This window comes from Pseudomonas sp. GOM7 (assembly GCF_026723825.1).
GTDB lineage: Bacteria > Pseudomonadota > Gammaproteobacteria > Pseudomonadales > Pseudomonadaceae > Aquipseudomonas.
Genome location: NZ_CP113519.1, coordinates 4,793,738 through 4,820,731, shown reverse-complemented (window position 1 = coordinate 4,820,731; position 26,994 = coordinate 4,793,738). Strand labels below are relative to the sequence as shown.

Genomic DNA, 26,994 nt, shown 5'->3' with positions numbered 1-26,994 from the left:
CGTAGCCCGGATGCAATCCGGGGCATTGCGTGTATAGACCCCTGGATTTCATCCAGGCTACGCAGATCCTGTGTTCAGCGCGGCCAGCCACTGCGGAATGCGTCGCTCCAGGTAGTAGACCGGACGGCGCGGGCTGCCCTCGACGAAGCCGACATGGCCGCCCTTGGCGTGCAGCTCGAACTCGGTGCCAGGCGCCAGCTCGCTGGCTGCCGGCAGGCTGTGGCGGAAGATGAAGGGGTCGTTCTCGGCCTGGATGATCAGCGTGCGCGTGCGGATGTCGCCCAGGTAGAAGCGGCTGGAGGCGCGCCGGTAATAGTCGTGGGCATCGCTGAAACCATGCAGCGGTGCGGTGATGCGCCCATCGAAGTCCCAGAAGGTGCGCATGCCGTCCAGCGGGCCGAGGCGCTCCAGTACCGACAGGTGTTCGCCACGGCCTTGCTCGCTGAACAGGCGCTGCTTGTTGTTCACGTAGGCCACCAGCTCGCGCATGAAATGCGCCTGGTACACCCGCGAGAAGCCCAGGCCGATGCGGTCGGCGCACTGATCCAGACGGAAGGGCACCGAGACCGCCACGGCGCCTTGCAACGGGCATCGCGCGCCGCTTTCGCCCAGGTACTTGAGCAGCACGTTGCCGCCCAGGGAATAGCCCACGGCGTACAGCGGTGCCATTGGTCGCTGTGCGCGCAGGTGCACCACCACCGAGGCCAGATCCTCGCTGACACCGGAGTGGTAGCCGCGTGGCAGCAGGTTGGGCTCGCCGGAGCAGCCGCGCCAGTTCAACGCCACGCTGGCCCAGCCACCTGCGGCCAGGGCCTGCTGCAGGCCGAGCACGTAGAGCGAGCTGGAGCTGCCGGTCAGACCATGCAGCACCAGCACCAGCGGCGCGTGGGCATCGTGTGGGCCATGCCAGTCGAGGTCGAGAAAATCGCCATCGTCCAGCCACAGCCGTTCGCGCTGGCGTTCAAGCTGCGGCGGCTTGCGGCAGAAGGGGTTCCACAGCGTCTGCAGATGCGGGCCGGGGAGCCACCAGGCGGGGCGAAAGTCAGTGTTCATGGTGCGGTCGATCATCGGCGTTAGACGTAGCCCGGATGCAATCCGGGAGCGGCGGCCCTGGATTTCATCCAGGCTACGGAGCTTGCCTACCCTCCCATAAAACCAATTACGCCGTCATGGTGGATGTAAAAGGCGACATCCACCCTACGCACTTCTTTGCCACAGCGCGTAATGCACCTGGCCGGTGTGTTTCTCCCGATGCAGGCGCCAGTTGCCGGGCAGGCCCAGGGTCGAGGGCGCGGTTTCGCTTTCGGTGTAGATCCAGGCGTCATCGGCTAGCCAGCCCTGTGCCTCCAGCAGATTGCAGGCGTCTTGCAGCAGATCCTTGTGGAACGGCGGATCGAGCAGGACGATATCGAAGCGACGCGGCGCCGGGCGTGCCAGCAACTGCAAAGCATCGCCTAGCTGGATTTCACCAGCGCTGCACTGCAGAGTCGCCAGGTGTCCGCGCAAGGCTGCCACCGAGGCTGGGTTGAGGTCGCAGGCCAGGCCGCTGGCGGCGCCGCGCGACAGCGCTTCGAGCAGCAGTGCGCCGCTGCCGGCGAAGGGGTCGAGCACATGGGCGCCCTCGACATAAGGCGCCAGCCAGTTGAACAGGGTTTCGCGCACCCGATCCGGTGTCGGGCGCAGTCCCGGGCCGTCGGGGAAGGCGAAGCGCCGCGAACGCCACTGGCCGCCGATGATGCGCAACTGGCCTTGGCCACCATGGGCCTTGGCGGCCGGTTTCTGCGGAGTGCGCCCGCGCATCAGTGTGGCACCGTGCTGGGGCGCTCGGCTGGCCGCTCGGTGGGCGGCGGCAGCTCTTTCTGCGGCACAGTCGGGCCAGCGGTGACCACGACCATCGCATTCGGGTCGAGATGCTTGGCCATCGCCGCCTTGACCTGCTCGGTGGTCAGGCTTTGCACGTCGCGCATGAAGTCGTCCAGATAGCTCAGCGGCAGGTCGTAGAAGCCCATCGACGCCAGTTGCCCGACGATATCGGCATTGCTCGCGGTGGACAGCGGGAAGCTGCCGGCCAGCTCGCGCTTGGCGTTGTCCAGCTCCTGTGGGGTGGGGCCGTCACGCAGGTAGTCGGCGAGCAGTTGCTTGACCAGGGCCAGGGTGCCTTCGCTGAGGTCGGCGCGGGTTTGCAGGTTGATCATGAACGGGCCGCGCGCCTGCATGGCGCTGAAACCGGAGTAGACACCATAAGTCAGGCCGCGCTTCTCGCGCACCTCGCTCATCAGCCGGGTACCGAAGCCGCCGCCGCCGAAGATCTGGTTGCCCAGGTACAGGGCGGCGTAGTCCGGGTCGCGGCGGTCGATGCCGAGCTGGGCGAGCATCAGGTGGGTCTGGTTGGACGGGTACTCGATATGACTGGTGCCGGGTTTGGGTGTTTGTGGCTGGGGGATCTTCGCCAGTGCCGGGCCTTTCGGCAGGGCAGCAGAAACCTGATTGGCGATGGCCTCGGCCTCGCTGCGCGAGAGGTCACCAACCAGGGCGATCACCGCGTTGCCGGCGGCATAGGCGCGGGCATGGAAGGCCTGCAGTTGCTGGCGGGTAATGCCCGGGATCGACTGCGGTGTGCCATCGCTCGGGTGGGCGTAGGGGTGCTGGCCGTACAGGTGCTCGAACAGCTCCAGGCTGGCCAGTTTGCCTGGGTTCTGCTTCTGGAACTCGAAGCCGGCGAGCAACTGGTTCTTGATCCGTACCAGCGAGTCGGCGGGGAAGGTGGGCTTGCCCAGCACGTCGCTGAACAGTGCCAGGGCGGGTGTGCGTTGTTCCGGCGCGCTCAGGCTGCGCAGGCTGGCCACGGCCATGTCACGGTAGGCGCCGTTGCCGAATTCGGCCCCGAGGCCCTCGAAGCCGGCGGCGATGGCGCCGACATCCTTGCCTGGCACGCCTTCGTTGAGCATGGCGTTGGTCAGGGTGGCCAGGCCTGGCACGCCGCCGTCCTGGCTGCTGCCGGCGGCGAAGGTCAGGCGCAGGTCGAACATCGGCAGTTCGTGGGCTTCGACGAACAGCACCTTGGCGCCTTGCGCGGTGTTCCAGGTCTGGATATCCAGAGTGCGGCGCGTTGGCGCCTTGCCGTCTAGCGCAGCCAGCGACTGCAGCTTGGCGGCATCGCCAGTCACGGTGCTGTCGGACAGGTTGGCGCAGGCGCCCAGAGCCAGGGCGCTGGACAGGATCAGGCCGAGCAGGCCCAGGCGGCGTTGCTCAGTCTTCATGGGCGGGACTCCTCATTACGGGACTCTTCGGGCAGTACGTGGGCGACGCTCAGGCGGTCGCGAACGAAGAAGGTGCGGGCGGCCTGCTGGATGTCGGCTGGGGTCACGGCGCTCAGCTCGGCCAGTTCCTGGTCGATCAGTTGCCAGGACAGGCCGACGGTTTCCAGTTGGCCAATGCTGGTGGCCTGGCTGCTGATTGAGTCGCGCTCGTAAACCAGACCGGCGATGACCTGGGCGCGTACCCGCGCCAGTTCGGCAGCGGACGGCGGCGTTTTCTTCAGCGCTTCCAGCTCGCGCCACAGGCCGGCCTCGACCTGTTCCAGGGTCTTGCCCTTCTGCACGTTGGGGGTGGCCGAGAGAATGAACAGGCTGTCGCCACGGGTGAAGGCGTTGTACCAGGCGCTGGCGCCGGAAACCAGTTCTTCGCCGCGTTCCAGGCGGGTGGACAGGCGCGCGCTGTAGCCGCCATCGAGCAGGGCGGCGGCCAGGCGCAGGGCGTAGACCTGGCGTGGCGTTGCAGCGGTGGCCAGGCCCGGCACGTTGAAGCCCATCAGCAGGCTCGGCAGTTGGGTCTTGAGGTGCAGGGTGATGCGGCGTTCGCCCGGCGCAGCCAGTTCCAGCGGCAGTTTGGCAGTGGGCACTTCGCCGCGCGGGATGTCGCCGAAGTAGCGCTGTACCTGGCTCTTGACCTCATCCACGGTCACGTCACCGACCACCACCAGGGTGGCGTTGTTCGGTGCATACCACTTCTGGTGCCAGGCACGCAGTTCGTCGATGTGCATGCGCTCCAGGTCGGCCATCCAGCCGATGGTGGGAATGCTGTAGCCGCTGGCCGGGTAGGCCATGGCCTTGAAGCGCTCGAAGGCCTTGGACGAGGGGCGGTCGTCGGTGCGCAGGCGGCGCTCTTCCTTGATTACCTCGATTTCCTTGGCGAACTCGTCTGCTGGCAGCTTCAGGCTGGCCAGGCGGTCGGCTTCCAGCTCCAGGGCCACCGGTAGGCGGTCGCGGGCCAGCACCTGGTAGTAGGCGGTGTAGTCGTCGCTGGTGAAGGCGTTCTCTTCGGCGCCCAGCTTGCGCAGCACTTCGGAGGCCTCGCCCGGGCCGAGCTTGGCGCTGCCTTTGAACATCATGTGCTCCAGGGCATGGGACAGGCCGGTGGAGCCGGGCGTCTCGTAGCTGGAGCCGACCTTGTACCAGATCTGCGAGACCACCACCGGGGCGCGGTGATCCTCGCGGACGATGACCTTGAGGCCATTGTCCAGGGCGAATTCGTGGGTGGGTTGGGCGGTGGCGGCGAAGGTTGTCAGCGGAGCGCAGAGCAAGCTGAACAGCAAGCCGAGCGAGCGGCGGGCAATGGCATTCATCGAGAGTCTGACCTGTCGGATAGCCTGGGCGGTCGTACCGCCGGCGGGCGAAGAGGTGCTAGGATACCCCATCCTTTTCCGGGGCGGCGCGGCAAGGCTTTTCAGCCTGTTGGCGTCCGCTCCCCTGAGATGCAGCGACCCATGTTTGGTTCCAAAGACGACAAGAAGTCGCCGGCCGAGGCTGGCGCGCAGAATCCGCCTGTGACCGAAGAAAAGAAATCCCTGTTCAGTTGGTGGCGCAAGAAACCGGCGGACAGCACCACCGAGCCAGCACCAGCCGAGCAGCCTGAGTCCGCTCTGGCACCTGCCGAGCCGGCGACGCCGGAGCCGGTTTCCGAGAGCGTGCCGGCAGCCGAGCCGGAAGCCGCCGAAACCACGCCAGCGCCGCAGCCAGCGCCAAGCGTTGTCGAGGCCGCGCCTGTGGTCGCTGAGGTGCCGCTAGCGGCCCCCGAACCCATGGTCGAGGCCATCCCGCCTGCTCCTGTCGCCGTGCCTGCCACGCAGGAAAAGCCGAGCTTCTTCGCCCGCCTCAAGCAAGGCCTGTCCAAGACCAGCGCCAGCCTCGGCGAGGGCATGGCCAGCCTGTTCCTCGGCAAGAAGAGCATCGACGACGACCTGCTCGACGATCTGGAAACCCGTCTGCTCACCGCTGACGTCGGTGTCGAGGCGACCACCGCCATCATCGGCAACCTGACCAAGCGCGTGGCGCGCAAGGAACTGGCCGACAGCGGCGCGCTGTACAAGGCGTTGCAGGAAGAGCTGGTGACCCTGCTCAAGCCGGTGGAACAGCCACTGGTGATCGACAGCGCCAAGCAGCCCTATGTGATCCTCGTCGTCGGGGTCAACGGCGTGGGCAAGACCACCACCATCGGCAAGCTGGCCAAGAAGCTGCAGCTCGAAGGCAAGAAGGTCATGCTCGCCGCTGGCGACACCTTCCGCGCCGCTGCCGTGGAGCAATTGCAGGTCTGGGGCGAGCGCAACAACATCGCGGTGATCGCTCAGCACACCGGCGCCGACTCGGCCTCGGTGATCTTCGACGCGGTGCAGGCCGCCAAGTCCCGTGGCGTCGACGTGCTGATCGCCGACACCGCCGGGCGCCTGCACACCAAGGACAACCTGATGGAAGAGCTGAGGAAGGTGCGCCGGGTGATCGGCAAGCTGGACGAAACGGCGCCGCACGAAGTGCTGCTGGTGCTCGACGCCGGTACCGGGCAGAACGCCATCAACCAGGCCAAGCAGTTCAACCAGACGGTGAACCTCAGCGGCCTGGCGCTGACCAAGCTCGATGGCACCGCCAAGGGCGGCGTCATCTTCGCCCTGGCCAAGCAGTTCGGCTTGCCGATTCGCTACATCGGCGTGGGCGAGGGCATCGATGACCTGCGCCCGTTCCAGGCGCAGGCCTTCGTTCAGGCACTCTTCGAGGAGCGCGAGCGGGCATGATCCGATTCGAGCAGGTCGCCAAGCGTTACCCCAATGGCCATGTCGGGCTGCACGAACTGACCTTCCGCGTTCGCCCCGGCGAGTTCCTCTTCGTCACCGGCCACTCCGGCGCTGGCAAGAGCACCCTGTTGCGCCTGCTGCTGGCGATGGAGCGGCCCACCAGCGGCAAGTTGCTGCTGGCCGGGCAGGATCTGTCCACCATCACCAACGCGCAGATTCCCTTCCTGCGCCGGCAGATCGGCGTGGTGTTCCAGAATCACCAGTTGCTGTTCGATCGCACGGTCTATGACAACGTTGCCCTGCCGCTGCAGATTCTCGGCCTGTCCAAGCCTGAAATCGCCAAGCGGGTCGGCGCCGCGCTGGAGCGGGTCAGCCTCAGCGACAAGGCCGAGCAGGCACCCGGTGACCTGTCCACCGGCCAGCAACAGCGCGTCGGCATCGCCCGCGCCATCGTCCATCGTCCGGCTCTGCTGCTGGCGGACGAGCCCACCGGCAACCTCGACCCGCGCCTGGCTGCCGAGATCATGGGCGTGTTCGAGGACATCAACCAACTGGGCACCACGGTGCTGATCGCCAGCCACGACCTGGCGCTGATCGCGCGCATGCGCCAGCGCATGCTCACCCTGCAACGCGGTCGCCTGATCGGTGACGGGGAGGCGGCCTGATGAGCGCGTCGAAGATGCCCAAGCCGCAGCCGGCCGAACGGGTCGGCGCCGCGCCGCGCAACAAGGTGGTGGATGGCCCGGCAGACGAGCCGGATTTTCGTACCCTGCTCAACGCCTGGCTGGAAAGCCACCGCGCCAGCCTGGTGGACAGCCTGCGCCGCCTGGCGCGCCAGCCCATCGGCAGCTTCTTCACCTGCTGGGTGATGGCCGTGGCGCTGAGCCTGCCCATGGGCCTGTCGCTGCTGCTGGACAACGTCGAGAAACTCGGCGGCTCCTGGCAGCGCGCCGCGCAGATTTCCCTGTTCCTCGACATGTCCGCGAGCGAGCGCGAAGGCCAGGCGCTGCGCGAGCAGATCGCCGCGATGGACGATGTTGCCGATGCCGAGTGGATCAGCCGCGAGCAGGCGCTGGAAGAGTTTCAGCAGCTCTCCGGCCTGGGCCAGGCGCTCAAGGAGCTGCCGGAAAACCCGCTGCCCGGCGTGGTGCTGGTAACGCCCAAGGAAGTGGACAAGGCCAAGCTCGAAGCCCTGCGCCAGCGTCTGGCGGAACTGCCCAAGGTTGAGCAGGCACAGCTCGATCTGGTCTGGGTCGAGCGCCTGACCGCCATCCTCAAACTGGGCGATCGCTTCGTTTTCGGTCTCAGCGTGCTGCTGGTGCTGGCCCTGCTGCTGGTGATCGGCAACACCATCCGCCTGCACATCGAGAACCGCCGCGCCGAAATCGAGGTGATCAAGCTGGTGGGCGGCACCGATGGCTACGTGCGCCGACCCTTCCTCTACATGGGCGCGCTGTATGGCCTCGGTGCCGGACTGTTCGCCTGGCTGCTGCTGGCCTTCGGGCTGGATTGGCTGAACGATGCTGTAGTACGTTTGTCTGGTCTTTACGGTAGCGATTTCGCCCTGGGTGGCGTACCTTCTTCCGATGGTTTTTCCCTGCTGCTCGGCGCCGTGCTGTTGGGCTATATTGGCGCCTGGCTGGCGGTTGCTCGACACCTGAACGAGCTGGCGCCGCGTTGAGGCGCCTGCCGGCAAGGCTGAACGCAAGCTGACAAGTCATTGTTTTGGTTGATATTGACTATCTGAACAGGAACTTATCCACAGGCTCTGCATCAGATAGCGCAGTGCTACACTGCACGAGTTCGTGAATCGGAGGATTCCAATGTCCACTTCCTTGCAACCTGTTCATGCTCTGGTTCCAGGCGCCAACCTGGAGGCTTACGTGCATGCGGTCAACAGCATTCCGCTGCTGACGCCCGAGCAGGAGCGTGAGTTGGCCGAGAGTCTCTATTACAAGCAGGATCTCGAGGCCGCCCGGCAGATGGTGCTGGCCCACCTGCGTTTCGTGGTGCACATCGCCCGCAGCTACTCCGGTTATGGTCTGGCTCAGGCCGACCTGATCCAGGAGGGCAACGTCGGCCTGATGAAGGCGGTCAAGCGTTTCAACCCGGAAATGGGCGTACGCCTGGTGTCCTTTGCCGTGCACTGGATCCGCGCGGAAATCCACGAGTTCATCCTGAAGAACTGGCGCATCGTCAAGGTGGCCACCACCAAGGCCCAGCGCAAGCTGTTCTTCAACCTGCGCAGCCAGAAGAAGCGTCTGGCCTGGCTGAACAACGACGAGGTCGAGGCCGTGGCCGAGAGCCTGGGCGTCGAGCCGCATGAAGTACGCGAGATGGAAAGCCGCTTGACCGGCCAGGACATGGCCTTCGACCCGGCCAACGATGCCGATGACGACAGCGCCTTCCAGTCGCCCGCGCAGTATCTGGAAGACCACCGCTACGACCCGGCCCGTCAGCTTGAGGACGCCGACTGGAGCGACAGCTCCAGCAGCAACCTGCACGAGGCGCTGGAAAGCCTGGACGAGCGCAGCCGCGACATTCTTTACCAGCGCTGGCTGGCCGAAGAGAAGGCGACACTGCACGACCTGGCCGCCAAATACAACGTCTCGGCCGAGCGTATCCGTCAGCTAGAGAAGAACGCCATGAACAAGCTCAAGGGCTGTATCGCCGCCTGAGCCCGCTTTACCCGAAAAGCCGCACCCAGGTGCGGCTTTTTTCTGTCTGGAGAAATAGCGTGAACAAGCCGCCTCTGAAAGCGCAGCACTGGCTCCTGTTCATCGTCGTAGCCGTGGCGTTCTTCGCCTGGGGTGCCTGGTTGATGCGCAGTGGCGAGGTGCACCCGCTGGCCAGTCTGCAACAATGGCGCGATGCCCTGCTGCAACCTCTGGCGGATGACGAGCTGGCGTTACGCGACGTGCAAGCGCTGGCGCCTGGTGAGCTGTGGCTGCAGCCGCGCCTGGATGGCGCGCGCCTGCTCTATCGCGCCCAGCTTCAAGACGAGGAGGGCGACTGGTCGCTGCAGGCCGAGGTGGCCTTGAGTGGCAAGCAGCGTGACAGCCTGATGGCCGCGCAGGGGCTGCAAGCCGGCGATGCCGAGGTTGAACTGAGTGAAGCACTGCTCGGGCAGATGGCGGATTTTGCCATTGCCGAAGTCAATCTCGGCGCACCGCCCTCCCTGCCCAGCGAACGCCTGGCAGCCAGCCTGGGGCAACCGCGCCTGACCCTGGAGCTGGCCGAGGGGCAGGCCTGGGTCTATCCGCAATGGGGGCTGACCGTGCATCTGCGAGGCGATGATGTCGCGCTGTTGCATGCCGTGCCTAAACGGGTATTCGCTCCACGCCCATAGGTCGCTGTGTGGTTTTTTGGTGCGCACAGCGCACCCTACATCGGTGGCGATCCGTAGGGTGCGCCGCGCGCACCGACTAAAGCGCTTCACCGGCGGGCGCTATAGCCATTGCGGCCACCAACTCGGCCTGACCGGCTCGAGCTGATCGAGGTAGTGGCTACCGCCCAGTTGTCGCATCTGCTGGCGAATCCAGGCCGCACGACGGGCGATATAGCCATCCGGGCGACCGGCGCTCCAGCGCAGCGGGTTGGGCAGCACTGCCGCCAGTTGGCTGGCCTGCTGACGATTGAGATAGGGCGCGCCGACACCGAAGTGGTGGCGCGCGGCAGCCTCAGCGCCGAAGATGCCATCGCCCCACTCGACGCTGTTGAGGTAGACCTCGAGGATGCGCTCCTTCGACCAAAGCAGCTCGATCAGCGCGGTGAACCAGGCTTCCAGGCCCTTGCGCAGCCAACTGCGGCCAGACCAGAGGAACAGATTCTTCGCCACCTGCTGGCTGAGGGTGCTGGCGCCACGCAGCGAGCCGCCGCTCTGATTGTGCACTAATGCCGCCTGGATGGCGCCAAGGTCGAAGCCCCAGTGTTCGGCGAACTTCTGGTCTTCGCCGGCGATCACCGCCATCTTCAGATCGTCCGGCAGCTCCTTCCAGGGGCGCCACTGGCGTTTCAGCTCCAGGCTCTGGCCGTTGCCCCAGGCTTCGAGCTTGCGCTCGACCATCAGCGCCGTGCCGGGCGGCGGCACCCAGCGCAGCACGAGCACCAGTAATGCGCTGGCGAGCATCAGCCAGAGCAGCAGTTTGAGTAGGCGGCGGGTCAGGGAACGAAGCATGGCGGCTATTAAACCAGATGGTTAGCCCAGCCGTGGACGCTACACGCGAATTTCTTCATGGCCTGAGGCGCGTATCAGGGTGCGGTGTGACAACGCAGCTTACTTTTTCTGACGCGGCAAGGGGTTACACTGCACGGCATAGCCGTTCATTTCATTCATGGGAGGTTGCATGGCTCGTCTCTGGCTGCTGTTGTCCGCCTTCGCCGGCTTTACCGGCGTCGCCCTCGGGGCCTTTGCCGCCCATGGCCTGAAGAATCGGCTGAGCTCCGATTACCTGGTGGTCTTCCAGACCGGCACCCATTACCAACTGATCCACGCCCTGGCGCTGTTCGGCATCGGCCTGTTGGCATTGCATGCTCCTGGACGCCTGGTCAACCTGGCCGGCGGCGCCTTCACCTTCGGGATCTTGCTGTTTTCCGGCAGTCTCTACCTGTTGACGCTCAGCGGCATCGGCAAGCTGGGCATCATCACCCCCTTCGGTGGCGTGGCCTTTCTCGTCGGCTGGCTGTGCCTGGGGCTGGCTGCCTGGAGGCTGGTGTGAGCGGGCCTCGTGCCCGGTGACCGTTGACGTCTTTTGACCTTGGTCGTGGCCCGCTCTCGGGCTAGAATGCCGCCCCTCTCCACAGTTGTGAGCCAGCCGCCATGCATATTCGCTTGAATGGTGAAGCCTTCGAGCTGCCCGACAACCAGAGCGTCGCCGACCTGCTGGAGCGTCTCGATCTGGTCGGGCGTCGGGTGGCGGTGGAGCTCAATCTGGACATCGTTCCACGCAGCCAGCATGCCAGCACCCTGCTCGCCGAAGGCGATCAGGTGGAAGTGGTGCATGCCATCGGCGGCGGTTGACCTCACGAGGAGTTTTCCATGAGCCCAGTTCGCAACGACAAGCCCTTTACCCTGGCTGGCCGTACCTATCAGTCGCGCCTGCTGGTGGGCACCGGCAAGTACAAGGATATGGACGAAACCCGTGATGCCATCGCCGCCTCCGGCGCTGAGATCGTCACAGTGGCCGTGCGCCGTACCAATATTGGCCAGAACCCTGGCGAGCCGAACCTGCTCGACGTGATCAGCCCCGAGCAGTACACCATCCTGCCCAACACCGCCGGCTGCTACGACGCGGTCGAGGCCGTGCGCACCTGCCGCCTGGCCCGTGAGCTGCTCGACGGTCACAAGCTGGTCAAGCTGGAAGTGCTGGCCGACCAGAAGACCCTGTTCCCCAACGTCATCGAGACCATCAAGGCCGCCGAGATTCTGGTCAAGGACGGTTTCGACGTGATGGTGTACACCAGCGACGACCCGATCATCGCCCGCCAACTGGCCGAGATCGGCTGCATCGCGGTAATGCCGCTGGCCGGCCTGATCGGCTCGGGCCTGGGCATCTGCAACCCCTACAACCTGCGCATCATCCTCGAAGAGGCCAAGGTGCCGGTGCTGGTGGATGCCGGCGTGGGCACCGCCTCCGATGCCACCATCGCCATGGAGCTGGGCTGCGAAGCGGTGCTGCTCAACAGCGCCATCGCCCATGCCCAGGACCCGATCCTGATGGCCCGTGCCATGAAGCATGCAGTGGAGGCCGGTCGCCTGGCCTACCTGGCCGGGCGGATGCCGAAGAAACTTTATGCCAGTGCCTCCTCCCCCTTGGATGGCCTGATCAAGTAAGAATGACGATTTGCTACGGGCCGCTTCGCCGGCCCGTCATGTCGCAAAGCACTCTACAAGAGCCCAGCATGACCGATACCCAACAGCCCGAACTGACCGAAGACGGTCGCCAGCGCCGTACCATCAAGAGCTTCGTGATGCGTGCCGGGCGCATGACCGAGGGCCAGCAGCGCGGCCTCGACAAAGGCTGGCCGCTGTTCGGCCTGGAACTGGAAGAGGGCCTGCGTGACTTCGATCAGGTGTTCGGCCGTAGCGCGCCGCGCACCTTCGAGATCGGCTTCGGCATGGGCCATTCCACCCTGGAGATGGCCGCCGCCGCGCCGGAGCAGGACTTCATCGGCGTCGAGGTGCACAAGCCCGGCGTGGGCGCGTTGCTCAACGGTGTGATGGCGCAGAACCTGAGCAACGTGCGCGTCTATAGCTGCGATGCCCTGGAAGTGCTGCGCGACTGCGTGGCCGATGCCAGCCTCGATCGCGTGCTGCTGTTCTTCCCCGATCCCTGGCACAAGGCGCGTCACCACAAGCGCCGTATCGTCCAGCCGGCCTTCGCCGAGCTGGTGCGCAGCAAGCTGAAGATCGGTGGCGTGCTGCACATGGCCACCGACTGGGAAAACTACGCCGAGCACATGCTCGAGGTGATGAACGCCGCACCGGGCTACCGCAACCTGGCCGCCGACGGCACCTATGTGCCGCGCCCCGAGGAGCGCCCGGTGACCAAGTTCGAGCGTCGTGGCGAGCGCCTTGGTCACGGTGTCTGGGATCTCAAGTTCCAGCGCCAGGCATGACGACTGCCCGTCTCCATCAGTAGCAGAACCGGCAGGATGCACCATCAGATCGGGCCCACCCGACAGCCAGGACGGCTCCTCACCGCACACAACAATAAAGCCCACCCTCAAGGGTGGTCATACGACAGCCGCGCGATGATTTTCGGCGCAGCGAGGAGAGCATTGTGTTGAGATCGGTTTCCATTGTGTTGCTGAGCGCCTTGGCGCTACAGGCTCAGGCCAAGGTCGATGCGGCGCAGGCCGAGCGTCTGGGCCGCGACCTGACGCCGCTGGGTGGGGAAATGGCCGGCAACGCGGCCGGTAGCATCCCGGCCTGGAGCGGCGGTGTGAGCGCGCCGCCGGCCGGTTATCAGGTGGGTATGCACCACCCGGATCCCTTCGCCAGTGACAAACCTCTGTACCGGGTCGACAGCCAGAACCTGGCGCAATACGAGGCTTTGCTGCCGCCTGGCATGCACAGCCTGCTGCAGCAGAACCCCGGTTTCTACCTGCGGGTGTTCCCCACTCGGCGCAGCGCGGCCGCACCGCAGCGCATTTACGACGCCACCCGCTTCAATGCGCTGAATGCCGAGCTGATTTCCGGCGGCAATGGCGTGCAGGGCGTGGCCTCCGGGATTCCCTTCCCTCTGCCGCAGAATGGCCAGGAGGCGATCTGGAACCACATCATGCGTTACCGTGGCGAGCAGATCAGCATGATTACCAACCAGGCGGCCGTGCTGGCCAACGGCAGCTACAACCTGCTCAAACTGGAGCGCAACGTCTACTTCCTCTATGGGCGCGAGGGCGTCACCCCCAAGGATCTGGACAACACCCTGTTCTATTACAAGTACCGGGTAGCGGCGCCGGCCAAGTTGGCCGGCTCGGCCCTGGTGGTACAGGAAACCCTCGATCAGGTTCTGGCCATCCGCAAGGCCTGGCGCTTCAACCGTGGCGAACGCCGTGTCAGGCGCTTGCCGATGCTGGCCTATGACAGCCTGCAACCGGACACCAATGGCATGGCCACTGCCGACCAGGTGGATGCCTACAACGGCGCGCCGGATCGCTACGAATGGCAACTGCTGGGCAAGCGCGAAATGCTCATGCCCTACAACAGCTATGCGGTGCACCAGCAGGGCATTGCCTATGGCGACATCCTGCAGAGCAAGCACGTCAATCCCGAGCTGCTGCGTTACGAGCTGCACCGTGTCTGGGTGGTCGAGGCGACGTTGCGCAAGGGGTTCAGCCATCCTTACGGCAAGCGTCGTTTCTACCTGGACGAGGATAGCTGGCAGATCCTCGCTGTCGATCTGTACGACAGCAGCGGCGCGCTGATCGGCCTGCAGGAGGCGCATCCGATCAGCTATTACGAGGTGCCGATGTTCGGCTCGACGCTGGAAACCCTCTACGACCTCAAGGGCGGTCGCTACTTCGTCGATGGCCTGGACAACAACGAGCCGATGTACGACTTCAACGCCAAGCTGACGCCACGCGACTTCACCCCACAGGCGCTGCGTCGCGCAGGCAACTGAGTCGGCATCATGGGCCTGGCCAGCGCATCGTCAGTTGCGCCTGGCCGGTGTGCGGGTCAGGCCCTTCATCGAGCACTCGGAAGCCGCCTGCCTGGTAGAAATTCACGGCTCGGGCATTGGCCCGGTAGACGTCGAGCTCCAGGGTTGTGCGGCATTGCTTGGCGGCGTCGAGCAGGGCTCGACCCAGGCCGCGCCCCTGCGCGGCGGGGCTGATGAACAGCGCTGCCAGGCGTTGCTCGTGCAATGAGAGAAAGCCGAGAATCTGCCCCTCGACATCCAGTACCAGGGTTTCGGCATTGGGCAGGTAGTGCTCGCGCATGGCCGGCAACTGCTCCCGCCAGAAGGCTGGCGGAACGAAGTCGTGGGCCTGGATCGAGGCAGCCAGCCAGAGGTCGAGAACGGCGTCACTGTCGTTTGGCTGGAAAGTGCGAATCATGATGAAGTCCAGTTCGGGGGAGGGAAGTCCATGGCGGTCAGGTTACATATCTTCGGCGCATCCGGCGCTGGTACCACCACCCTGGCGCGCACGCTGGCCGAGCACTGCGGCTGGCTGCACCTGGACACCGACGCTTTCTACTGGCAGCCCAGCGAGCCGCCTTATCTGCACAAGCGTCCGCCCGAAGAGCGTGTTGCCTTGATCCGTGAGCAGGCTGCGCAGGCTTGCTCCTGGGTGCTCAGTGGTTCGCTGTGCAGTTGGGGCGAGGCCTTGATCCCTTCGTTCAGCCATGCACTGTTCCTGCGCCTGGATGATGCCGAACGCATGCAGCGCCTGCAGCAGCGCGAGGTACAGCGCTACGGCGAGCGCATTCAGCCAGGGGGCGATATGCATGAACAGAGCCTGGCCTTTCTCCATTGGGCGGCGGGCTACGAACAGGGCGATCTGCAGACCCGCAGCCTGCGCATGCATGAGGCCTGGATCGCCCAGCGCTTGAGCTGCCCGCTGTTGCGCCTGGACTCGACTCACGAGACGCCGGAACAACTTGCTGCTCGCGTGCTGGACTGGTTGCAGACCTGACCCATGGCAGGCTAGTTGCGGTCGGCCAGAATGCCGATCACTGCGAAGATCAGGATCAGCACCGGCGCCAGGGTGTAGTTGTTGAATTGCGCCAGGCCCTTGGCCAGCCAGGGTGTGAGAAAGATCATGGCCAGGCCATAGCCCACCGCGCAGAACACCACGAACAGCAGGGTGCGCAACACGAAGTTGAGGTTGCCGATGGTGCGTTGCACCCAGGCGTTGATGGCCGGGCCGAACAGCACCAGCAGGGTGGCCATGATGGCCAGAGAGATGTCGCCGAGGTGGCTGCGGCTCCAGCGCGAAAGCGTGACGATCAGATCCAGTAGCAGATCCATGCGGGCTCCTTGAGTGCGGTATGAGCGATGACCGTGCGAATCGAGCGCGGTAGCCTACCGGATTCCTTTCTCTCCGTGGGTGAACTAGGCCAGGAACAACTGCAGCAGGTCGTTTAGAAACAACTGCCCCTTGTCCGTCGCCACCAGCCGCGCGCTGTCGGCTTGCAGCAGCCCCAGGCGTTCGGCCTCGCGGCGTGCCATCTCGAGCTGGGCGAGCGGCAGGCCGGTGCGCTGGGTGAACAGCTCGATCGGCACGCCATCGCTCAGGCGCAGCACGTTCATCAGGAACTCGAAGGGCAGCTCGTCGGCCTCGAGCAGGCGCTCGCCAGCCTGGAAGGCCTTGGCCGGGTCGAGGTAGTCCTTGGGCAGGCGCGTCTTCCAGGTGCGCTGGATGCGTCCGTCCGCTGCACTCAGCTTGGCGTGGGCACCGGCGCCGATGCCGAGAAAGTCGCCGAAGGTCCAGTAATTGAGATTGTGACGGGCCTGCTTGCCGGGGCGGGCATAGGCCGACACTTCGTACTGCGCGTAGCCTTCGGCGGCCAGCAGGGCCTGGCCGGCTTCCTGGATGTCCCACAGCAGATCGTCTTCGGGAAGCGTGGGTGGCTGGCTCCAGAACACCGTGTTCGGCTCCATGGTCAACTGGTACCAGGACAGGTGCGTGGGCGCCTGGGCGATGGCGGTGCGCAGGTCGAACAGGGCGTCCTCGAGGCTCTGCTCGGGCAGGCCGTGCATCAGGTCGAGGTTGAAGTTGTCGAAGCCGGCGGCGCGGGCCATGTCGGCAGCGCGAATGGCTTCTTCACCGTCGTGGATGCGCCCCAGCGCCTTGAGCTTGGTCTGCTGGAAACTCTGCACGCCGATGGACAGGCGATTAATGCCCAGACTGCGATAGCCCTTGAACTTGGCCTGCTCGAAGGTGCCGGGGTTGGCTTCCAGGGTGATCTCGATATCCGCCACGAAGGCGATGCGCCGCTCGATGCTCTCCAACAGGCGCCCCAGCGCACGGTCGGAGAACAGGCTTGGCGTGCCGCCGCCGAAGAAAATCGAACTCAGCGGCCGGCCGTGGACGTGCTGCAGGTCGCTATCGAGATCGGCCAGCAGCGCGTCGACGTATTCCTCTTCCGGCAGCGTCGGCCCTGCGGCATGGGAGTTGAAGTCGCAATAGGGACACTTGCGCACGCACCAGGGGATATGGATGTAGGCCGCCAGAGGCGGCAGCTCGAAGCCGCAAGCCGCAAGCTGCAAGCCGCTTTCACTTGAAACTTGAGGCTTGTCGCTTGCAGCTTTCATAGCCCCAAGCGCTGCTTGAGCAGGGCCATGGCGCGGGCGCGGTGGCTGAGGCGGTTCTTCTGCTCGGCGGGCAGTTCGGCGCTGGAGCAGCCGGTTTCCGGCACCCAGAACAGTGGGTCGTAGCCGAAACCGTGCTCGCCACGCGCCTCGTGCAGGATGCTGCCGTGCCACAGGCCTTCGCAGAGGATCGGCAGCGGGTCGTCGGCATGCCGCACCAGGGCCAGGGCGCAGACGAACTGGGCACCGCGCTCGGCATCCGCTACGTCTTTCAGTGCGGCGAGCAGCTTGGCGTTGTTCGCCGCGTCGCCCTGGCCATCGGCATATCGCGCCGAGTAGATGCCCGGCGCACCGCCGAGGGCGTCCACCGCCAGGCCGGAGTCGTCGGCCAGCGCTGGCAGGCCGGAGATACGCGCGGCGTTGCGCGCCTTGAGGATGGCGTTCTCGACGAAGGACAGGCCGGTTTCTTCCGGTTCGACCTGGCTGAACTCGCCGATCGAGCGCACGCGCACGGCATCGCCGAGCATGGCCTGCAGTTCCTTGAGTTTGCCGGCGTTGTGGCTGGCCAGTACCAGTTCGGTGAAGGGCATCATTCGTCCGGGAACATCTCTTGATTGAAGGTGATGCGGTGTGACTCGTCACCCTGGCGTACGTTCAGGGTGAAGCTCAGCACTTCGCGGGTCTTGAATGGAAACTGCGCCAGGTAATAGATAGCGTCACCCTCGGTGACCTGGCGGAAGCTCAAGGCGGTGCTCTTGCCCAGCAGATCCTTCATCTCACCGGCGACCACGGCAGTGCTGGGTTTGCCGGCCTTGAGCACGGCCACGTTGACCACGCCCTGGGTCTTGCTGCGCACCAGGCCGGCGGCGCTGGCGATCTCTGGCTGCAGGAAGCTGGAGTTGAACACGCTGTAGTGCATGTCCAGATCGCCGAAGCTTTGCTTGCGCTCGGCGGCGGCCGGCAGGGCCAGGCACAGGGCGATGAGGAAGGGAATGATGCGACGCATGATGGGCTCCTCGTTGTCAGACCGCGACGGGGTGGCCGGCCAGGCCTGCCGCACTGATGCGGTAGATGCCGATCTCGCCCAGCAGGTTGGGCCAGATGCGGCTGGCAATGCCGTGGCGGTGGTCGCGATCCACCGCCAGGCGTTCTTCCACGCGGGCACCTTGAGCATGGCACAGGCGCTCGAAGTCCTCGAAGGTGCAGAAATGGATGTTCGGCGTGTTGTACCAGGTGTAGGGCAAAAAGTCCGACACCGGCATGCGACCTTTTGTCGTCAGGTACCAGCGGCAGCGCCAGTGGCCGAAGTTGGGGAAGGTGATGATGCAGGTCTTGCCGACGCGCAGCATCTCGGCCAGCACCTTGTCCGGGTAGTGCAGCGCCTGCAGCGACTGGGTCATGACCACCACGTCGAAGCTGTCACTGGCGAAGTTGCCCAGGCCCAGGTCGAGGTTCTGCTCGATGACGTTGACGCCGCGCTCGATGCACAGAGCGATCTTGTCCGGGTCGATCTCCAGGCCGTAGCCGGAGACCTGTTTATTGTCGCGTAGCCAGGCCAGCAGCTCGCCGTCGCCACAACCCAGGTCGAGCACACGGCTGCCCGGGGCGATCCACTCCTGAATGATGTCCAGATCCGCTCGCATGCTCATACCTCGATCCGTTTCATATAGCTGCCGAAGGCCTGCAGGTAGCGCGGGATCGGCATGAGGAAGGCATCGTGGCCTTGCGGCGCGTCGATCTCCAGGTAGCAGACGTTCTTCTTCGCCGCCGTCAGCGCATCGACGATCTCCCGCGAGCGGGCGGGGGAGAAGCGCCAGTCGGTGGTAAAGGACATCAGGCAGAAATCCGCCTTGGCCACGGCCAGGGTCTTGGCCAGGTCACCGTCGTGGGTAGCGGCCGGGTCGAAGTAGTCCAGCGCCTTGGTCATCAGCAGGTAGGTGTTGGCGTCGAAGCGCCCGGAGAACTCCTCGCCCTGGTAGCGCAGGTAGCTTTCCACCTGGAACTCGACGCTGTGGAAGTCGTAGTTGAGCTTCTCGCTCTTCAGGCCACGGCCGAATTTCTCGCCCATGGCGTCATCGGACAGGTAGGTAATGTGCCCGACCATGCGCGCCAGCATCAGGCCGCGCTTGGGGATCACGCCCTGCTCGATGAAGTGCCCGCCGTGGAATTCCGGATCGGTGAGGATGGCCTGGCGCGCCACCTCGTTGAAGGCGATGTTCTGCGCCGACAGCTTGGGTGCCGAGGCGATGGCCAGGCAGTGACGCACGCGCTCCGGGTAGCTGATGGTCCATTGCAGGGCCTGCATACCGCCGAGGCTGCCGCCGATTACTGCGGCCCACTGGGCGATGCCGAGCTGATCGGCCAGGCGCGCCTGGCTGTGCACCCAGTCCTCCACCGTCATCACCGGGAAATCCGCTCCATACGGCTTGCCGGTAGCCGGGTTAGCACTGCCGGGGCCGGTGGAACCATTGCAGCCACCCAGGTTGTTGAGGCTGACGACGAAGAATTTGTTGGTGTCGATGGGCTTGCCGGGGCCGATGCAGCTATCCCACCAGCCGGGTTTGCGATCATCCGGGCTGTGGTAGCCGGCGGCGTGGTGATGGCCAGACAGGGCGTGGCAGATCAGCACGGCATTGGAGCGCTTGGCGTTGAGCTCGCCATAAGTCTCGACGACCAGTTCGTACTCGGCCAGGCTGCGCCCGCAGGCCAGTGCCAGCGGCTCGGTGAACTTGAATACCTGGGGGCTGACCAGGCCGACGGAATCTTCGGGAAAGGCAGTGGGCATGGGAGCGTGGCTAACGAATCGGGGGAGGGCGCCAGTCTAAAGAGCACCGCCCCCAGCGGCAAGTTCGCAGACCATGCCCGCCTGAACGCTGCTGACGCCGGCTATCGCGGCACGGCACCTTTTACGTGAACGAGGTCATGCTATCGCCCCGCCAGCATTGAACCTTCATCCAGTGTCCGGCACTCTCCGATCTTGCCCGACTCATGGATGGAGAACACAGCATGCTGGATGCCAACCAGGCGCATATCACCCTGACCATTCCCGCCGTCGACAGCGACCTGCAAGTGCTGTCCTTCACTGGCCGGGAAATGCTCAACAAGCCCTACCGCTTCGAGATCGACCTGGTCAGCCCGCGCGCCGACCTCGACCTCCACGCCCTGATCAACCAGCCCGCCTACCTGGCCTTCGGCCCCAGCGGCAAGGGCGTGCACGGCATCATCTATGGCGTCGAGCAGGGCGACTCCGGCAAGCGCCTGACCCGCTACCACATCGACCTGCGCCCCACCCTGGCCTACCTCGGCCACAGCTTCGACCAGCGCATCTTCCAGCACATGACCGCGCCGCAGATCATCGCCGCCGTGCTCGAAGAACACGGCCTGCTCGAAGGCACCGACTACCGCATGCAGTTCGGCCCCTACGTCTACCCCGAACGCATCTACTGCACCCAGTACGACGAAAACGACCTGTATTTCATCCAGCGTTTGTGCGAAGAGGAAGGCATCAGCTTCCATTTCCAGCACAGCGAAGACGGCCACGTCCTGGTGTTCGGCGACGACGCCACCGTCTTCCCCCGGCTCGACCCGCTCAACTACCAGCAGGACAGCGGCCTGGCCGCCAGCCACGAAGTGGTGCGCGCCTTCGGCGTGCGCCTGGAAACTCGCACCACCCAGGTTACCTGGCGCGACTACGACTTCGAGCAGCCCAAGCTGCAGATGGAAGCCGGCTACAGCAGCGAATTCTTTCCCGTCCTGGAAATGTACGACTACCCCGGCCGCTTCACCGACCGTACTCGCGGCAAGCACCTGGCCAAGCGCAGCCTGGAACGCCTGCGCAGCGACTACGAATTGGCCGAAGGCAAGAGCGACGCCTACCTGTGCTGCGGCCACTTCCTTGCCCTGACCGGCCATCCGCGCCAGCCGTGGAACGACCTCTGGTTACTCACCGAAGTGATCCACGAAGGCAAGCAACCACAGGTGCTGGAAGAGTCGGTTACCAGCAACACCCAGCCGGGCGACGGCTTCCAGCAGGGCTACCGCAACCGTTTTACCGCCACCCCCTGGGACATCCCCTTCCGCCCCGGCTTGGAACACCCCAAACCCAAGGTACTGGGCAGCCAGACTGCCGTGGTCACTGGCCCTGCCGGCGAAGAGATTCATTGCGACCAATATGGCCGGGTGAAGGTGCAGTTCTTCTGGGATCGCGACGGCCAGGGCAACGACAAGACCAGTTGCTGGTTGCGCGTGGCCTCCAACTGGGCCGGCAAGGCCTACGGCGGCGTGGCCATCCCTCGCGTCGGCATGGAAGTGCTGGTCACCTTCCTCGAAGGCGACCCCGACCAGCCGCTGGTCACCGGTTGTCTGTATCACGCCGAGCACGTAGTGCCCTACGACCTGCCGGCGAACAAGACCCGCAGCGTGTTCAAGACCCTCAGCAGCCCAGGCGGTGGCGGTTACAACGAATTTCGCATCGAAGACCGCAAGGGCGCCGAGCAGATCTATATCCACGCCCAGCGCGACTGGGACGAAAACATCGAACACGACCAGAAGATCCGCGTCGGCAACGAGCGCCACGACACCGTCGAGGCCAACACCTACACCGAGCTGAAAGCTGAAGAACACCGCACCACCGACCTCGACCGCAAGGTGGAAGTACGCGCCAACGACCATCTCACCGTCGCTACTACCCAGCACAACAAGATCGGCAGCGGCCTGTTTATCGAGGCCGGCAACGAGCTGCACTATAACGCTGGTAGCAAGGTCGTCATCGACGCTGGTATGGAACTGACCGCAGCCGGTGGCGGCAGCTTCGTCAAGCTCGACCCCAGTGGCGTGACCATCAGCGGCGCGACCATCAAGATGAACACGGGCGGGGCGCCGGGCAGTGGTTCGGGGTTGAAGATACTGGCGCCATTGCTGCCCAACGCGGCGGACAGAGATCGGCCAGGCGCCTTACTGGTTCCCGCGCCTAAGCAGTTGTTGCCCGGTTTTACACCTTTGTGTGGCAAAAAGGCTGGTAAGCCGTGTACGCGCGGGGAGGCATGCACATGTCAGCAGGCCTGAGTCAACTGCAGGCCACAGCTTGTGGCCCTCTTGCCGTTCCGCCAGGGTGTGAGCTGTTTTTCATCATCGATCAGCGCCGTAGCCCTGACGCTCGCGCACGGCTTGCCTCCACGGGGGACTTGGTACGAATCGAATACCTCTTCGCAAGCACGGACTATCCACAGTTCTTGAAGGACGGGCCTCTTTGGTTCTCTGCCAAGGTTGATACTGAGTTGGCTTCCCAGGCTGCCACCCTGTGCCTGGAAAATCGAGCGGGTATCGCCATAGTGGCTACTGACGAGACTTCGGCGTTGGCTCATGCCCGTTGGTTACTGGTGGTCAATGATCATGCGGGTGGACAAAGCCTGGCTACATACTGGCTGCCCGAACTCTGGGCGACTCTGGCGCTGACAGAGCCAGGCACCTTGTTTGGTTCCTGGCTGGAGGTATACAGCCCAGTTCCTCGGCATCTGCTTGAGTGTCAGGAACCTTGGTACCGCTGGAGCGCGCCAGCCAACGCACCCTACCAGCAGATGCATTACAGCCTTGCCGATGGAATCGAGCCCGTCCATGACACCATGCGGCGCCTCTATTGGCTCGAAGGCAGGCATACCCACTTCCACGACCCATTACCCGGCCAGCTACTCACCTGGCTGGATAATCTGGCACTTCTAGAAACTTATGGCATCACTCAAGGGCGCCATTTAACGGCCGTCACGCCACTAGCTCAGCGTACCCATCTGCGGGAGCGCGCCGATGTCATGGATATTCTCGCCAGCCAGGACAAGGTCTATATCAAGGTCGAGCGACTCGCCGCATTGGCAGATTGATTGAAGGAACGCAGCATGCAAAGCACGGATACCGCAAACAGCACTCGCGTGGATAACACCCTCAAACTGCCTGCGCGTTGTGAAGAGCAGGCTAGTCACAGTGAGGAAGAAAACCTCCAGGAGCAGCCTCGTCAGCCCTGCACCACGCAATACGACAGCATCATCTATGCCACTGGGGAACGAGCGTTCTGGCTTCTACCGCAAACGGCGGTGGACGCCATGCAGGAGTCCAGCCATCAACTGACACAAGCCCTCTCGCCTGATCTCGACGCGGATGCCCGCAAGCTCGCACTAGACGATTACGCGTTGCTGGAATACTTCCTCGAGCCCAAGCTCAGCAACTTCCTCGAAGGCGAGCAGCGGGCTCGTATGCAGTACTTCGAGAGCGAGTATCCAAGCATTGCAGATCCGGCGCTGGAGTTGCATCAACGAGATCTGCGCGAAGACACGGTGCCTGACTACCGCACCACCACCGACCGTGACGAGGCCATGGCGCAGCATGAAGACATGCTCAGGCGCATGGAGGAGTTGCGCCAATTGCAGATCCTGCATCGCGAGTGGCTGGAATTACGGAAGGTCGCCCACGAAAAAGCCAAGATCCTGGGTTATGTGGTGGAAAACGAGCAAATCTTCATGCCCGAGGCAATCGCTGCCCGTGACGCTGTGCAGGCCTACCTGCAGGCGCGCGATGCCCTGCTGGAAGATGGGCCACTACCCAAGGTACTGACTAGCGATCTGGATAAAGCCATTAAGGAAAGCCAAGTCGAGCTCGACGAAGTGCTCGCGCAATGCAGCGTAGATTGTCGCCCACAACTCATGAGCTACAAGCGGCGTAAGGCTGAAAGACTGGAAACGGTGCAAAAGCACAAGGCCTATGTCGAAGCCATGCTCAAGGCTGCGCAGTATGGTTTGGCGCTGCCCGAGTTCGCCTTGGCTGGGAGCGAAGCTCAATTGGCGGAAGGCGTCAGCGCCTATCAGCGCTATCTCGATCTGCTTCAGGAACAGAAAGCCATCAACCAGCGCATCGCTGACCGTTATGAGCAATGGCTGAACGCAACCGGCAAGAATCTTGCCGCGCCTGCTGGCCTGTTTGATGCCGAGCGAGCCAAGTGGGATGAGCTGCAGCAAGCGCTCGATGAACTGCGTCAATTGGCGCAAAGCAACGTGGTCAACAGCGAGCCTCGCCGCACCTTGCTGTGGGAGCCGGAAAGCTTTGCGCCCGTGCCGGTCGAACGCCTGGTCAAGACCAACTTCCCACTCCGGGAATTCAGTGCGCCGAAAGGCGAGCGTATTCTCGAACAGTTCAGCCTGCAAAAGATGCTGACCCACCTTGGCAAGGATATCGACAAACTCAATACCGAAGGGCTGCAGTACGGCGATGCGGTCTCGGGAGCGGGTAGTGTGGCGAGTCAGACCAGCACAGCCCTTGAAGCCTGGCTGAAGGAGCAGGGAGGGCTGCGTCTTGAAGACCAGGAGGGCGGCTGGTTCGACAAGGAAGGCCTGTTCGACATCGACAGATTCCATGGCGAACTGCAAAAGCGTGGCTACCAGGTCACCACTCTGGAAGATGAAGCTTCGCGCAAGAGTTGGGGTGACACCCTGCGCCAGGTGTTGTTTCAAGACAAAGCAGGGCTAGGTTTGAACCTGTTCAATGCCAGCCCTCAGTCCCAGCTAATTCGCTGCCTTACCCCTCCGGTGAGTAACGTTCACAAGGTGGTTACCACCACTGCTCCCTCTTTCAGCATGGCCGAAGGCTTTACCGCCTCAGCAGGCCTGACCCTCGACTGGAGCCCGGCCCGTGGTGAAGTGCAGTTATGCGACGTTGAATTGCCGTCCATGGAAACGGCTAAATCACTGTCGGCGCATTATTACAACTATCGCAACGAAAAAGTCTTCATCGAGCTGGGCCGCTTTGCGCTCTATTTCAATTTGGTCGCCTGGGGCTTTGCCGGCGCTTCTCTGATGCTCAACGGCAGCCTGCGTCTGGGTCCCAGCAAGAATAGCCAGGCTCCCAGTATCGATACTCAGCAGGAAGCCGAGCGAGGTGTTCTAAATCGCACCTACTCCAGCGGCCCCATGTCTGAAAGTCATCCACCCGTCGATGGCGGCTTAACGGGTAAGTTCGACGTCTTCGCTGGCATCCAGGCTGGCATCAAGCTGGTGGGGGCTCTCAACTGGGCACCACCGCAAGACGTCGCTGCCCGGTTCCAGGCCCCCCTCAAGAGCGGCGCAGCCCTGGCCGAGCAAGCCAAGAAGCAGTGGATGCCACTGGCGCAACTGGACGGCAGCATCAGTGCTGCGCTTGGTATTGGTGCCAAGGGTGATTTCAGCCTGTCATTGGTCAACAGATGCCTGGTGCTCAAGATGCGTGCAGCGCTCATCGTCGGGCCGGGCGTGGAAGGCGAGTTCACCTTTGCCGTTGGCTATCAGGCCATTGCCGGCCTGCTCGATATCTACCGTCGCGAGCTCTACCGCAATCAGGGTTACCCACTGGACTGGGTCGATCAGGAAACACGCGAATTTCTCGACAAGCTCAACCTGCTGAGCCTGGTGGGCCTCGATACCGCGATGATCTTCCTCAAGGGCTACGACCTGGTCATGAGCCTGTACGAAGCTCTGACCCGTGGTGGCAAGGGCGGCCCAATCGCGCATTCGCTTATGACCTACAGCAATCCGGAAGAACTACGCCGCTGGATCGTCGAGGCCACCCCCGCTGCCCTGGGGCCGATTCTCTGGACTCTGAGCAGTCCGGCAGAGGCATTTACTGCGGTGGATTATGTCTACAACGAAGAAACCCAAAGTTATCGCGAGCTGAAAAAACCCTATACGCATTCAGGCTGCTGGCTGGTTCAACAACGGGCTATCGAGCGGGTATTAGGCTGGGTCGTGCAGCATGCGCAAAGCACCAACTCGCTGGCAGATGCTCGAATTCAGTTCTACCAGGCCTGCATCCGAATGAATGCCTTTGGTGAACCCGAGCCCAAAGCTGGCCAAGCCTACTGCAGCAATCGCCTGGCAATCGATGAGTTTATGCGGGAGGGGGTTGAACGAGTAGGCAGAGAGGGGAGTGATAATGACCTTATGCGTGCTCGCTACAAGAAGCATATGAATATTCTGGATCAGAATTTTGAAAAAATATGCAGGGTGACCTCATGGTATAGCCCTGCGCAGTCTTGGCGACAGCCTATTGCACATTATATAGGTTCTGAGGAATAAGCTGGGTTTAAGGGGGCAAAGGATGTTGAAAGCAAAAATAGCGATCTTTTTAGTATCTATTTTATTTGTTGGGGCGTTATCAGCAGGTAATCTGACGGCTGAGCAACGGGCAGCCAAGGAAAAGGGTATTGCGCTTTATAATCAATATAAAAATGGCGATAAGTATTTGCGCATTGCTGCAGAGGCTGGCGATAGAGAGGCCCAATATTATTTGGGCGAGTCGCTACGCCAGGCAGGCTTCGTAACGGAAGAGTCTTATAAATGGTTGGCAGCCGCTGCTAATCAGGGCGACTTGTATGCCATGGTGCGTTTAGCTTATCACGGAGGAAATCTCTGTAGTTTGGCTAACGAGTGCCCTGAATACGCCAAGACTTCTAGTGACTGGATTGTTATGTTTGAAAGGGAAGCCAAAGCTCGCGCCGCCAAGGGCGATGCTGAAGCCATGTATGTATTGTATCTAGGCATCAGTGACTTCGATTGGTTGGAAAAATCCGCCGAGGCTGGATATCCACAGGCCCAATATCTACTGGCTATGCGTTACAAAGAAGGTGAAGGTCCCTTTCAGTGGCCGTGGAATAAGTCTCAGCGTATTGAGGAGCTAATCAAGAAGTCGGCTGAAGGTGGCAGTATAGATGGCATGAATCAATATATGATTATTTTTCAGGAGCGAGGCGAACTTGAAAAGGCCAGGTATTGGCTTGTCAAGATGGCTGAGGCGGGGGACGCCCGCGCTATAGGCGAATATGCGGCTGACTTAGCTCACACGCCAGACAATAGGCTTGGCTTTCCGCTGGATCTTGTAAAGGGATATGGCTTGATGTCTCTGTTATTGAAGTTGGATGGTGGGGGGAGCTCAAAGGATTTTGCAGAGGATGTGCTCCCGGACATCGCAGCCAAAATGACCCCTGAGCAAATCGAAGAAGCCAAGGTGTTTGCCGAGGAGTGGAAGGCTAGTCATCCGCCTTTGTCTTATTTTCCTCCCAAACTTGGGTTTTGATGAGCAACATGAGGCTTGGTTGGTGGTAAACCAATCCAGCTCATCATATCTAGCCAAGCGTTCCGCGCGTAAGAAGTTCTTCTC

27 protein-coding genes are annotated in these 26,994 nt (G+C 63.1%); 15 read left to right on the top strand and 12 right to left on the bottom strand.

The genetic code is table 11. The features are described from left to right. Window positions 1-57 precede the first annotated feature (57 nt). The 4 genes from OU800_RS21350 to OU800_RS21335 all read right to left on the bottom strand — a co-directional run bounded on the left by OU800_RS21350 (window position 58) and on the right by OU800_RS21335 (window position 4,624). On the bottom strand, window positions 58-1,053 hold the full coding sequence (locus tag OU800_RS21350) for a hydrolase (RefSeq protein WP_268179347.1): 996 nt from the start codon (window positions 1,051-1,053) through the stop codon (window positions 58-60). Between the two features lie 144 nt (window positions 1,054-1,197). Continuing rightward, window positions 1,198-1,800: a 16S rRNA (guanine(966)-N(2))-methyltransferase RsmD gene (gene rsmD, locus OU800_RS21345; protein ID WP_268179346.1), complete on the bottom strand. Its 603-nt coding sequence runs from the start codon at window positions 1,798-1,800 to the stop codon at window positions 1,198-1,200. Beyond that, entirely contained in the window at window positions 1,800-3,260 is a 1,461-nt protein-coding gene (locus OU800_RS21340; protein WP_268179345.1) for a M16 family metallopeptidase, read from the bottom strand. The genes rsmD and OU800_RS21340 overlap by 1 nt, the downstream gene beginning before the upstream one ends. Next, complete coding sequence (locus tag OU800_RS21335) at window positions 3,257-4,624, bottom strand: M16 family metallopeptidase (protein ID WP_268179344.1); 1,368 nt, start codon at window positions 4,622-4,624, stop codon at window positions 3,257-3,259. The genes OU800_RS21340 and OU800_RS21335 overlap by 4 nt, the downstream gene beginning before the upstream one ends. Window positions 4,625-4,765: 141 nt before the next feature. Between OU800_RS21335 and ftsY the strand changes: the two genes are divergently transcribed. The 5 genes from ftsY to OU800_RS21310 all read left to right on the top strand — a co-directional run bounded on the left by ftsY (window position 4,766) and on the right by OU800_RS21310 (window position 9,413). Then, a complete protein-coding gene (gene ftsY / locus OU800_RS21330) occupies window positions 4,766-6,064 on the top strand; it encodes a signal recognition particle-docking protein FtsY (protein ID WP_268179343.1) in 1,299 nt (432 codons plus the stop codon). Then, complete coding sequence (gene ftsE, locus OU800_RS21325) at window positions 6,061-6,729, top strand: cell division ATP-binding protein FtsE (protein WP_268179342.1); 669 nt, start codon at window positions 6,061-6,063, stop codon at window positions 6,727-6,729. The genes ftsY and ftsE overlap by 4 nt, the downstream gene beginning before the upstream one ends. Then, the gene (gene ftsX / locus OU800_RS21320; RefSeq protein ID WP_268179341.1) at window positions 6,729-7,745 is read left to right on the top strand and encodes a permease-like cell division protein FtsX; all 1,017 of its coding nucleotides are present in this window, start codon (window positions 6,729-6,731) and stop codon (window positions 7,743-7,745) included. Before ftsE ends, ftsX begins: the two co-directional genes overlap by 1 nt. 142 nt (window positions 7,746-7,887) lie before the next feature. Beyond that, the gene (gene rpoH / locus OU800_RS21315) at window positions 7,888-8,742 is read left to right on the top strand and encodes an RNA polymerase sigma factor RpoH (protein ID WP_268179340.1); all 855 of its coding nucleotides are present in this window, start codon (window positions 7,888-7,890) and stop codon (window positions 8,740-8,742) included. Window positions 8,743-8,801: 59 nt separating this feature from the next. After that, a complete protein-coding gene (locus tag OU800_RS21310) occupies window positions 8,802-9,413 on the top strand; it encodes a hypothetical protein (protein WP_268179339.1) in 612 nt (203 codons plus the stop codon). A 99-nt stretch (window positions 9,414-9,512) separates the two neighbouring features. Here OU800_RS21310 and mtgA read toward each other — a convergent pair whose 3' ends face one another. After that, on the bottom strand, window positions 9,513-10,241 hold the full coding sequence (gene mtgA / locus OU800_RS21305; RefSeq protein WP_268179338.1) for a monofunctional biosynthetic peptidoglycan transglycosylase: 729 nt from the start codon (window positions 10,239-10,241) through the stop codon (window positions 9,513-9,515). Window positions 10,242-10,410: 169 nt separating this feature from the next. On the opposite strand from mtgA, the gene OU800_RS21300 reads away from it, so the two are divergent. From OU800_RS21300 to OU800_RS21280, 5 genes are all read left to right on the top strand, one after another. After that, a complete protein-coding gene (locus OU800_RS21300; protein ID WP_268179337.1) occupies window positions 10,411-10,782 on the top strand; it encodes a DUF423 domain-containing protein in 372 nt (123 codons plus the stop codon). A gap of 101 nt (window positions 10,783-10,883) precedes the next feature. Then, window positions 10,884-11,084, top strand: a complete 201-nt coding sequence (gene thiS / locus OU800_RS21295; protein ID WP_268179336.1) for a sulfur carrier protein ThiS — start codon at window positions 10,884-10,886, stop codon at window positions 11,082-11,084. An 18-nt stretch (window positions 11,085-11,102) separates the two neighbouring features. Then, entirely contained in the window at window positions 11,103-11,897 is a 795-nt protein-coding gene (locus tag OU800_RS21290; protein ID WP_268179335.1) for a thiazole synthase, read from the top strand. Between the two features lie 68 nt (window positions 11,898-11,965). Beyond that, window positions 11,966-12,682: a tRNA (guanosine(46)-N7)-methyltransferase TrmB gene (trmB, locus tag OU800_RS21285; RefSeq protein WP_268179334.1), complete on the top strand. Its 717-nt coding sequence runs from the start codon at window positions 11,966-11,968 to the stop codon at window positions 12,680-12,682. 164 nt (window positions 12,683-12,846) lie between these two features. Beyond that, the gene (locus OU800_RS21280) at window positions 12,847-14,190 is read left to right on the top strand and encodes a DUF1329 domain-containing protein (protein ID WP_268179333.1); all 1,344 of its coding nucleotides are present in this window, start codon (window positions 12,847-12,849) and stop codon (window positions 14,188-14,190) included. Between the two features lie 7 nt (window positions 14,191-14,197). Here the strand turns inward: OU800_RS21280 and OU800_RS21275 are convergent, their stop codons facing one another. Beyond that, window positions 14,198-14,626 carry an N-acetyltransferase gene (locus OU800_RS21275; RefSeq protein ID WP_268179332.1) on the bottom strand — a complete coding sequence of 143 codons (429 nt, stop codon included), beginning with the start codon at window positions 14,624-14,626 and terminating at the stop codon, window positions 14,198-14,200. Between the two features lie 30 nt (window positions 14,627-14,656). Between OU800_RS21275 and OU800_RS21270 the strand changes: the two genes are divergently transcribed. Next, window positions 14,657-15,205, top strand: coding sequence for an AAA family ATPase (locus OU800_RS21270; RefSeq protein ID WP_268179331.1), 549 nt, complete (start codon window positions 14,657-14,659; stop codon window positions 15,203-15,205). A gap of 11 nt (window positions 15,206-15,216) precedes the next feature. On the opposite strand, the gene OU800_RS21265 is transcribed toward OU800_RS21270, so the two are convergent. The 6 genes from OU800_RS21265 to metX all read right to left on the bottom strand — a co-directional run bounded on the left by OU800_RS21265 (window position 15,217) and on the right by metX (window position 19,609). After that, complete coding sequence (locus OU800_RS21265) at window positions 15,217-15,540, bottom strand: DUF3392 domain-containing protein (RefSeq protein WP_268179330.1); 324 nt, start codon at window positions 15,538-15,540, stop codon at window positions 15,217-15,219. Between the two features lie 84 nt (window positions 15,541-15,624). After that, window positions 15,625-16,827, bottom strand: a complete 1,203-nt coding sequence (gene hemW, locus OU800_RS21260) for a radical SAM family heme chaperone HemW (RefSeq protein WP_268179329.1) — start codon at window positions 16,825-16,827, stop codon at window positions 15,625-15,627. Then, entirely contained in the window at window positions 16,824-17,417 is a 594-nt protein-coding gene (rdgB, locus tag OU800_RS21255; RefSeq protein WP_268179328.1) for an RdgB/HAM1 family non-canonical purine NTP pyrophosphatase, read from the bottom strand. Before rdgB ends, hemW begins: the two co-directional genes overlap by 4 nt. Further along, a complete protein-coding gene (locus OU800_RS21250) occupies window positions 17,414-17,830 on the bottom strand; it encodes a DUF4426 domain-containing protein (protein WP_268179327.1) in 417 nt (138 codons plus the stop codon). The genes rdgB and OU800_RS21250 overlap by 4 nt, the downstream gene beginning before the upstream one ends. A gap of 16 nt (window positions 17,831-17,846) precedes the next feature. Next, complete coding sequence (gene metW / locus OU800_RS21245; RefSeq protein ID WP_268184396.1) at window positions 17,847-18,467, bottom strand: methionine biosynthesis protein MetW; 621 nt, start codon at window positions 18,465-18,467, stop codon at window positions 17,847-17,849. 2 nt (window positions 18,468-18,469) lie between these two features. After that, window positions 18,470-19,609, bottom strand: coding sequence for a homoserine O-succinyltransferase MetX (gene metX / locus OU800_RS21240; RefSeq protein WP_268179326.1), 1,140 nt, complete (start codon window positions 19,607-19,609; stop codon window positions 18,470-18,472). 221 nt (window positions 19,610-19,830) lie between these two features. Here metX and OU800_RS21235 point away from each other — a divergent pair, with 221 nt between their 5' ends. The 4 genes from OU800_RS21235 to OU800_RS21220 are packed head-to-tail and all read left to right on the top strand — an operon-like array spanning window position 19,831 to window position 26,910. Beyond that, on the top strand, window positions 19,831-21,888 hold the full coding sequence (locus tag OU800_RS21235) for a type VI secretion system Vgr family protein (protein WP_268179325.1): 2,058 nt from the start codon (window positions 19,831-19,833) through the stop codon (window positions 21,886-21,888). After that, window positions 21,873-22,697 (top strand): hypothetical protein, encoded by an 825-nt coding sequence (locus OU800_RS21230; protein ID WP_268179324.1) that lies wholly within the window; start codon window positions 21,873-21,875, stop codon window positions 22,695-22,697. The genes OU800_RS21235 and OU800_RS21230 overlap by 16 nt, the downstream gene beginning before the upstream one ends. Window positions 22,698-22,712: 15 nt before the next feature. Further along, window positions 22,713-25,913, top strand: coding sequence for a hypothetical protein (locus tag OU800_RS21225; RefSeq protein WP_268179323.1), 3,201 nt, complete (start codon window positions 22,713-22,715; stop codon window positions 25,911-25,913). Window positions 25,914-25,935: 22 nt separating this feature from the next. Continuing rightward, complete coding sequence (locus OU800_RS21220; protein ID WP_268179322.1) at window positions 25,936-26,910, top strand: tetratricopeptide repeat protein; 975 nt, start codon at window positions 25,936-25,938, stop codon at window positions 26,908-26,910. Window positions 26,911-26,994 lie beyond the last annotated feature (84 nt).

Bases quoted from the DNA above. Each gene is read 5' to 3' on its own strand.
- OU800_RS21350 (WP_268179347.1), bottom strand. From the start codon at position 1,053: ATGAACACTGACTTTCGCCCCGCCTGGTGGCTCCCCGGCCCGCATCTG.
- rsmD (WP_268179346.1), bottom strand. From the start codon at position 1,800: ATGCGCGGGCGCACTCCGCAGAAACCGGCCGCCAAGGCCCATGGTGGC.
- OU800_RS21340 (WP_268179345.1), bottom strand. From the start codon at position 3,260: ATGAAGACTGAGCAACGCCGCCTGGGCCTGCTCGGCCTGATCCTGTCC.
- OU800_RS21335 (WP_268179344.1), bottom strand. From the start codon at position 4,624: ATGAATGCCATTGCCCGCCGCTCGCTCGGCTTGCTGTTCAGCTTGCTC.
- ftsY (WP_268179343.1), top strand. From the start codon at position 4,766: ATGTTTGGTTCCAAAGACGACAAGAAGTCGCCGGCCGAGGCTGGCGCG.
- ftsE (WP_268179342.1), top strand. From the start codon at position 6,061: ATGATCCGATTCGAGCAGGTCGCCAAGCGTTACCCCAATGGCCATGTC.
- ftsX (WP_268179341.1), top strand. From the start codon at position 6,729: ATGAGCGCGTCGAAGATGCCCAAGCCGCAGCCGGCCGAACGGGTCGGC.
- rpoH (WP_268179340.1), top strand. From the start codon at position 7,888: ATGTCCACTTCCTTGCAACCTGTTCATGCTCTGGTTCCAGGCGCCAAC.
- mtgA (WP_268179338.1), bottom strand. From the start codon at position 10,241: ATGCTTCGTTCCCTGACCCGCCGCCTACTCAAACTGCTGCTCTGGCTG.
- OU800_RS21300 (WP_268179337.1), top strand. From the start codon at position 10,411: ATGGCTCGTCTCTGGCTGCTGTTGTCCGCCTTCGCCGGCTTTACCGGC.
- thiS (WP_268179336.1), top strand. From the start codon at position 10,884: ATGCATATTCGCTTGAATGGTGAAGCCTTCGAGCTGCCCGACAACCAG.
- OU800_RS21290 (WP_268179335.1), top strand. From the start codon at position 11,103: ATGAGCCCAGTTCGCAACGACAAGCCCTTTACCCTGGCTGGCCGTACC.
- trmB (WP_268179334.1), top strand. From the start codon at position 11,966: ATGACCGATACCCAACAGCCCGAACTGACCGAAGACGGTCGCCAGCGC.
- OU800_RS21275 (WP_268179332.1), bottom strand. From the start codon at position 14,626: ATGATTCGCACTTTCCAGCCAAACGACAGTGACGCCGTTCTCGACCTC.
- OU800_RS21270 (WP_268179331.1), top strand. From the start codon at position 14,657: ATGGCGGTCAGGTTACATATCTTCGGCGCATCCGGCGCTGGTACCACC.
- OU800_RS21265 (WP_268179330.1), bottom strand. From the start codon at position 15,540: ATGGATCTGCTACTGGATCTGATCGTCACGCTTTCGCGCTGGAGCCGC.
- hemW (WP_268179329.1), bottom strand. From the start codon at position 16,827: ATGAAAGCTGCAAGCGACAAGCCTCAAGTTTCAAGTGAAAGCGGCTTG.
- rdgB (WP_268179328.1), bottom strand. From the start codon at position 17,417: ATGATGCCCTTCACCGAACTGGTACTGGCCAGCCACAACGCCGGCAAA.
- OU800_RS21250 (WP_268179327.1), bottom strand. From the start codon at position 17,830: ATGCGTCGCATCATTCCCTTCCTCATCGCCCTGTGCCTGGCCCTGCCG.
- metW (WP_268184396.1), bottom strand. From the start codon at position 18,467: ATGCGAGCGGATCTGGACATCATTCAGGAGTGGATCGCCCCGGGCAGC.
- metX (WP_268179326.1), bottom strand. From the start codon at position 19,609: ATGCCCACTGCCTTTCCCGAAGATTCCGTCGGCCTGGTCAGCCCCCAG.
- OU800_RS21235 (WP_268179325.1), top strand. From the start codon at position 19,831: ATGCTGGATGCCAACCAGGCGCATATCACCCTGACCATTCCCGCCGTC.
- OU800_RS21230 (WP_268179324.1), top strand. From the start codon at position 21,873: ATGTCAGCAGGCCTGAGTCAACTGCAGGCCACAGCTTGTGGCCCTCTT.
- OU800_RS21225 (WP_268179323.1), top strand. From the start codon at position 22,713: ATGCAAAGCACGGATACCGCAAACAGCACTCGCGTGGATAACACCCTC.
- OU800_RS21220 (WP_268179322.1), top strand. From the start codon at position 25,936: ATGTTGAAAGCAAAAATAGCGATCTTTTTAGTATCTATTTTATTTGTT.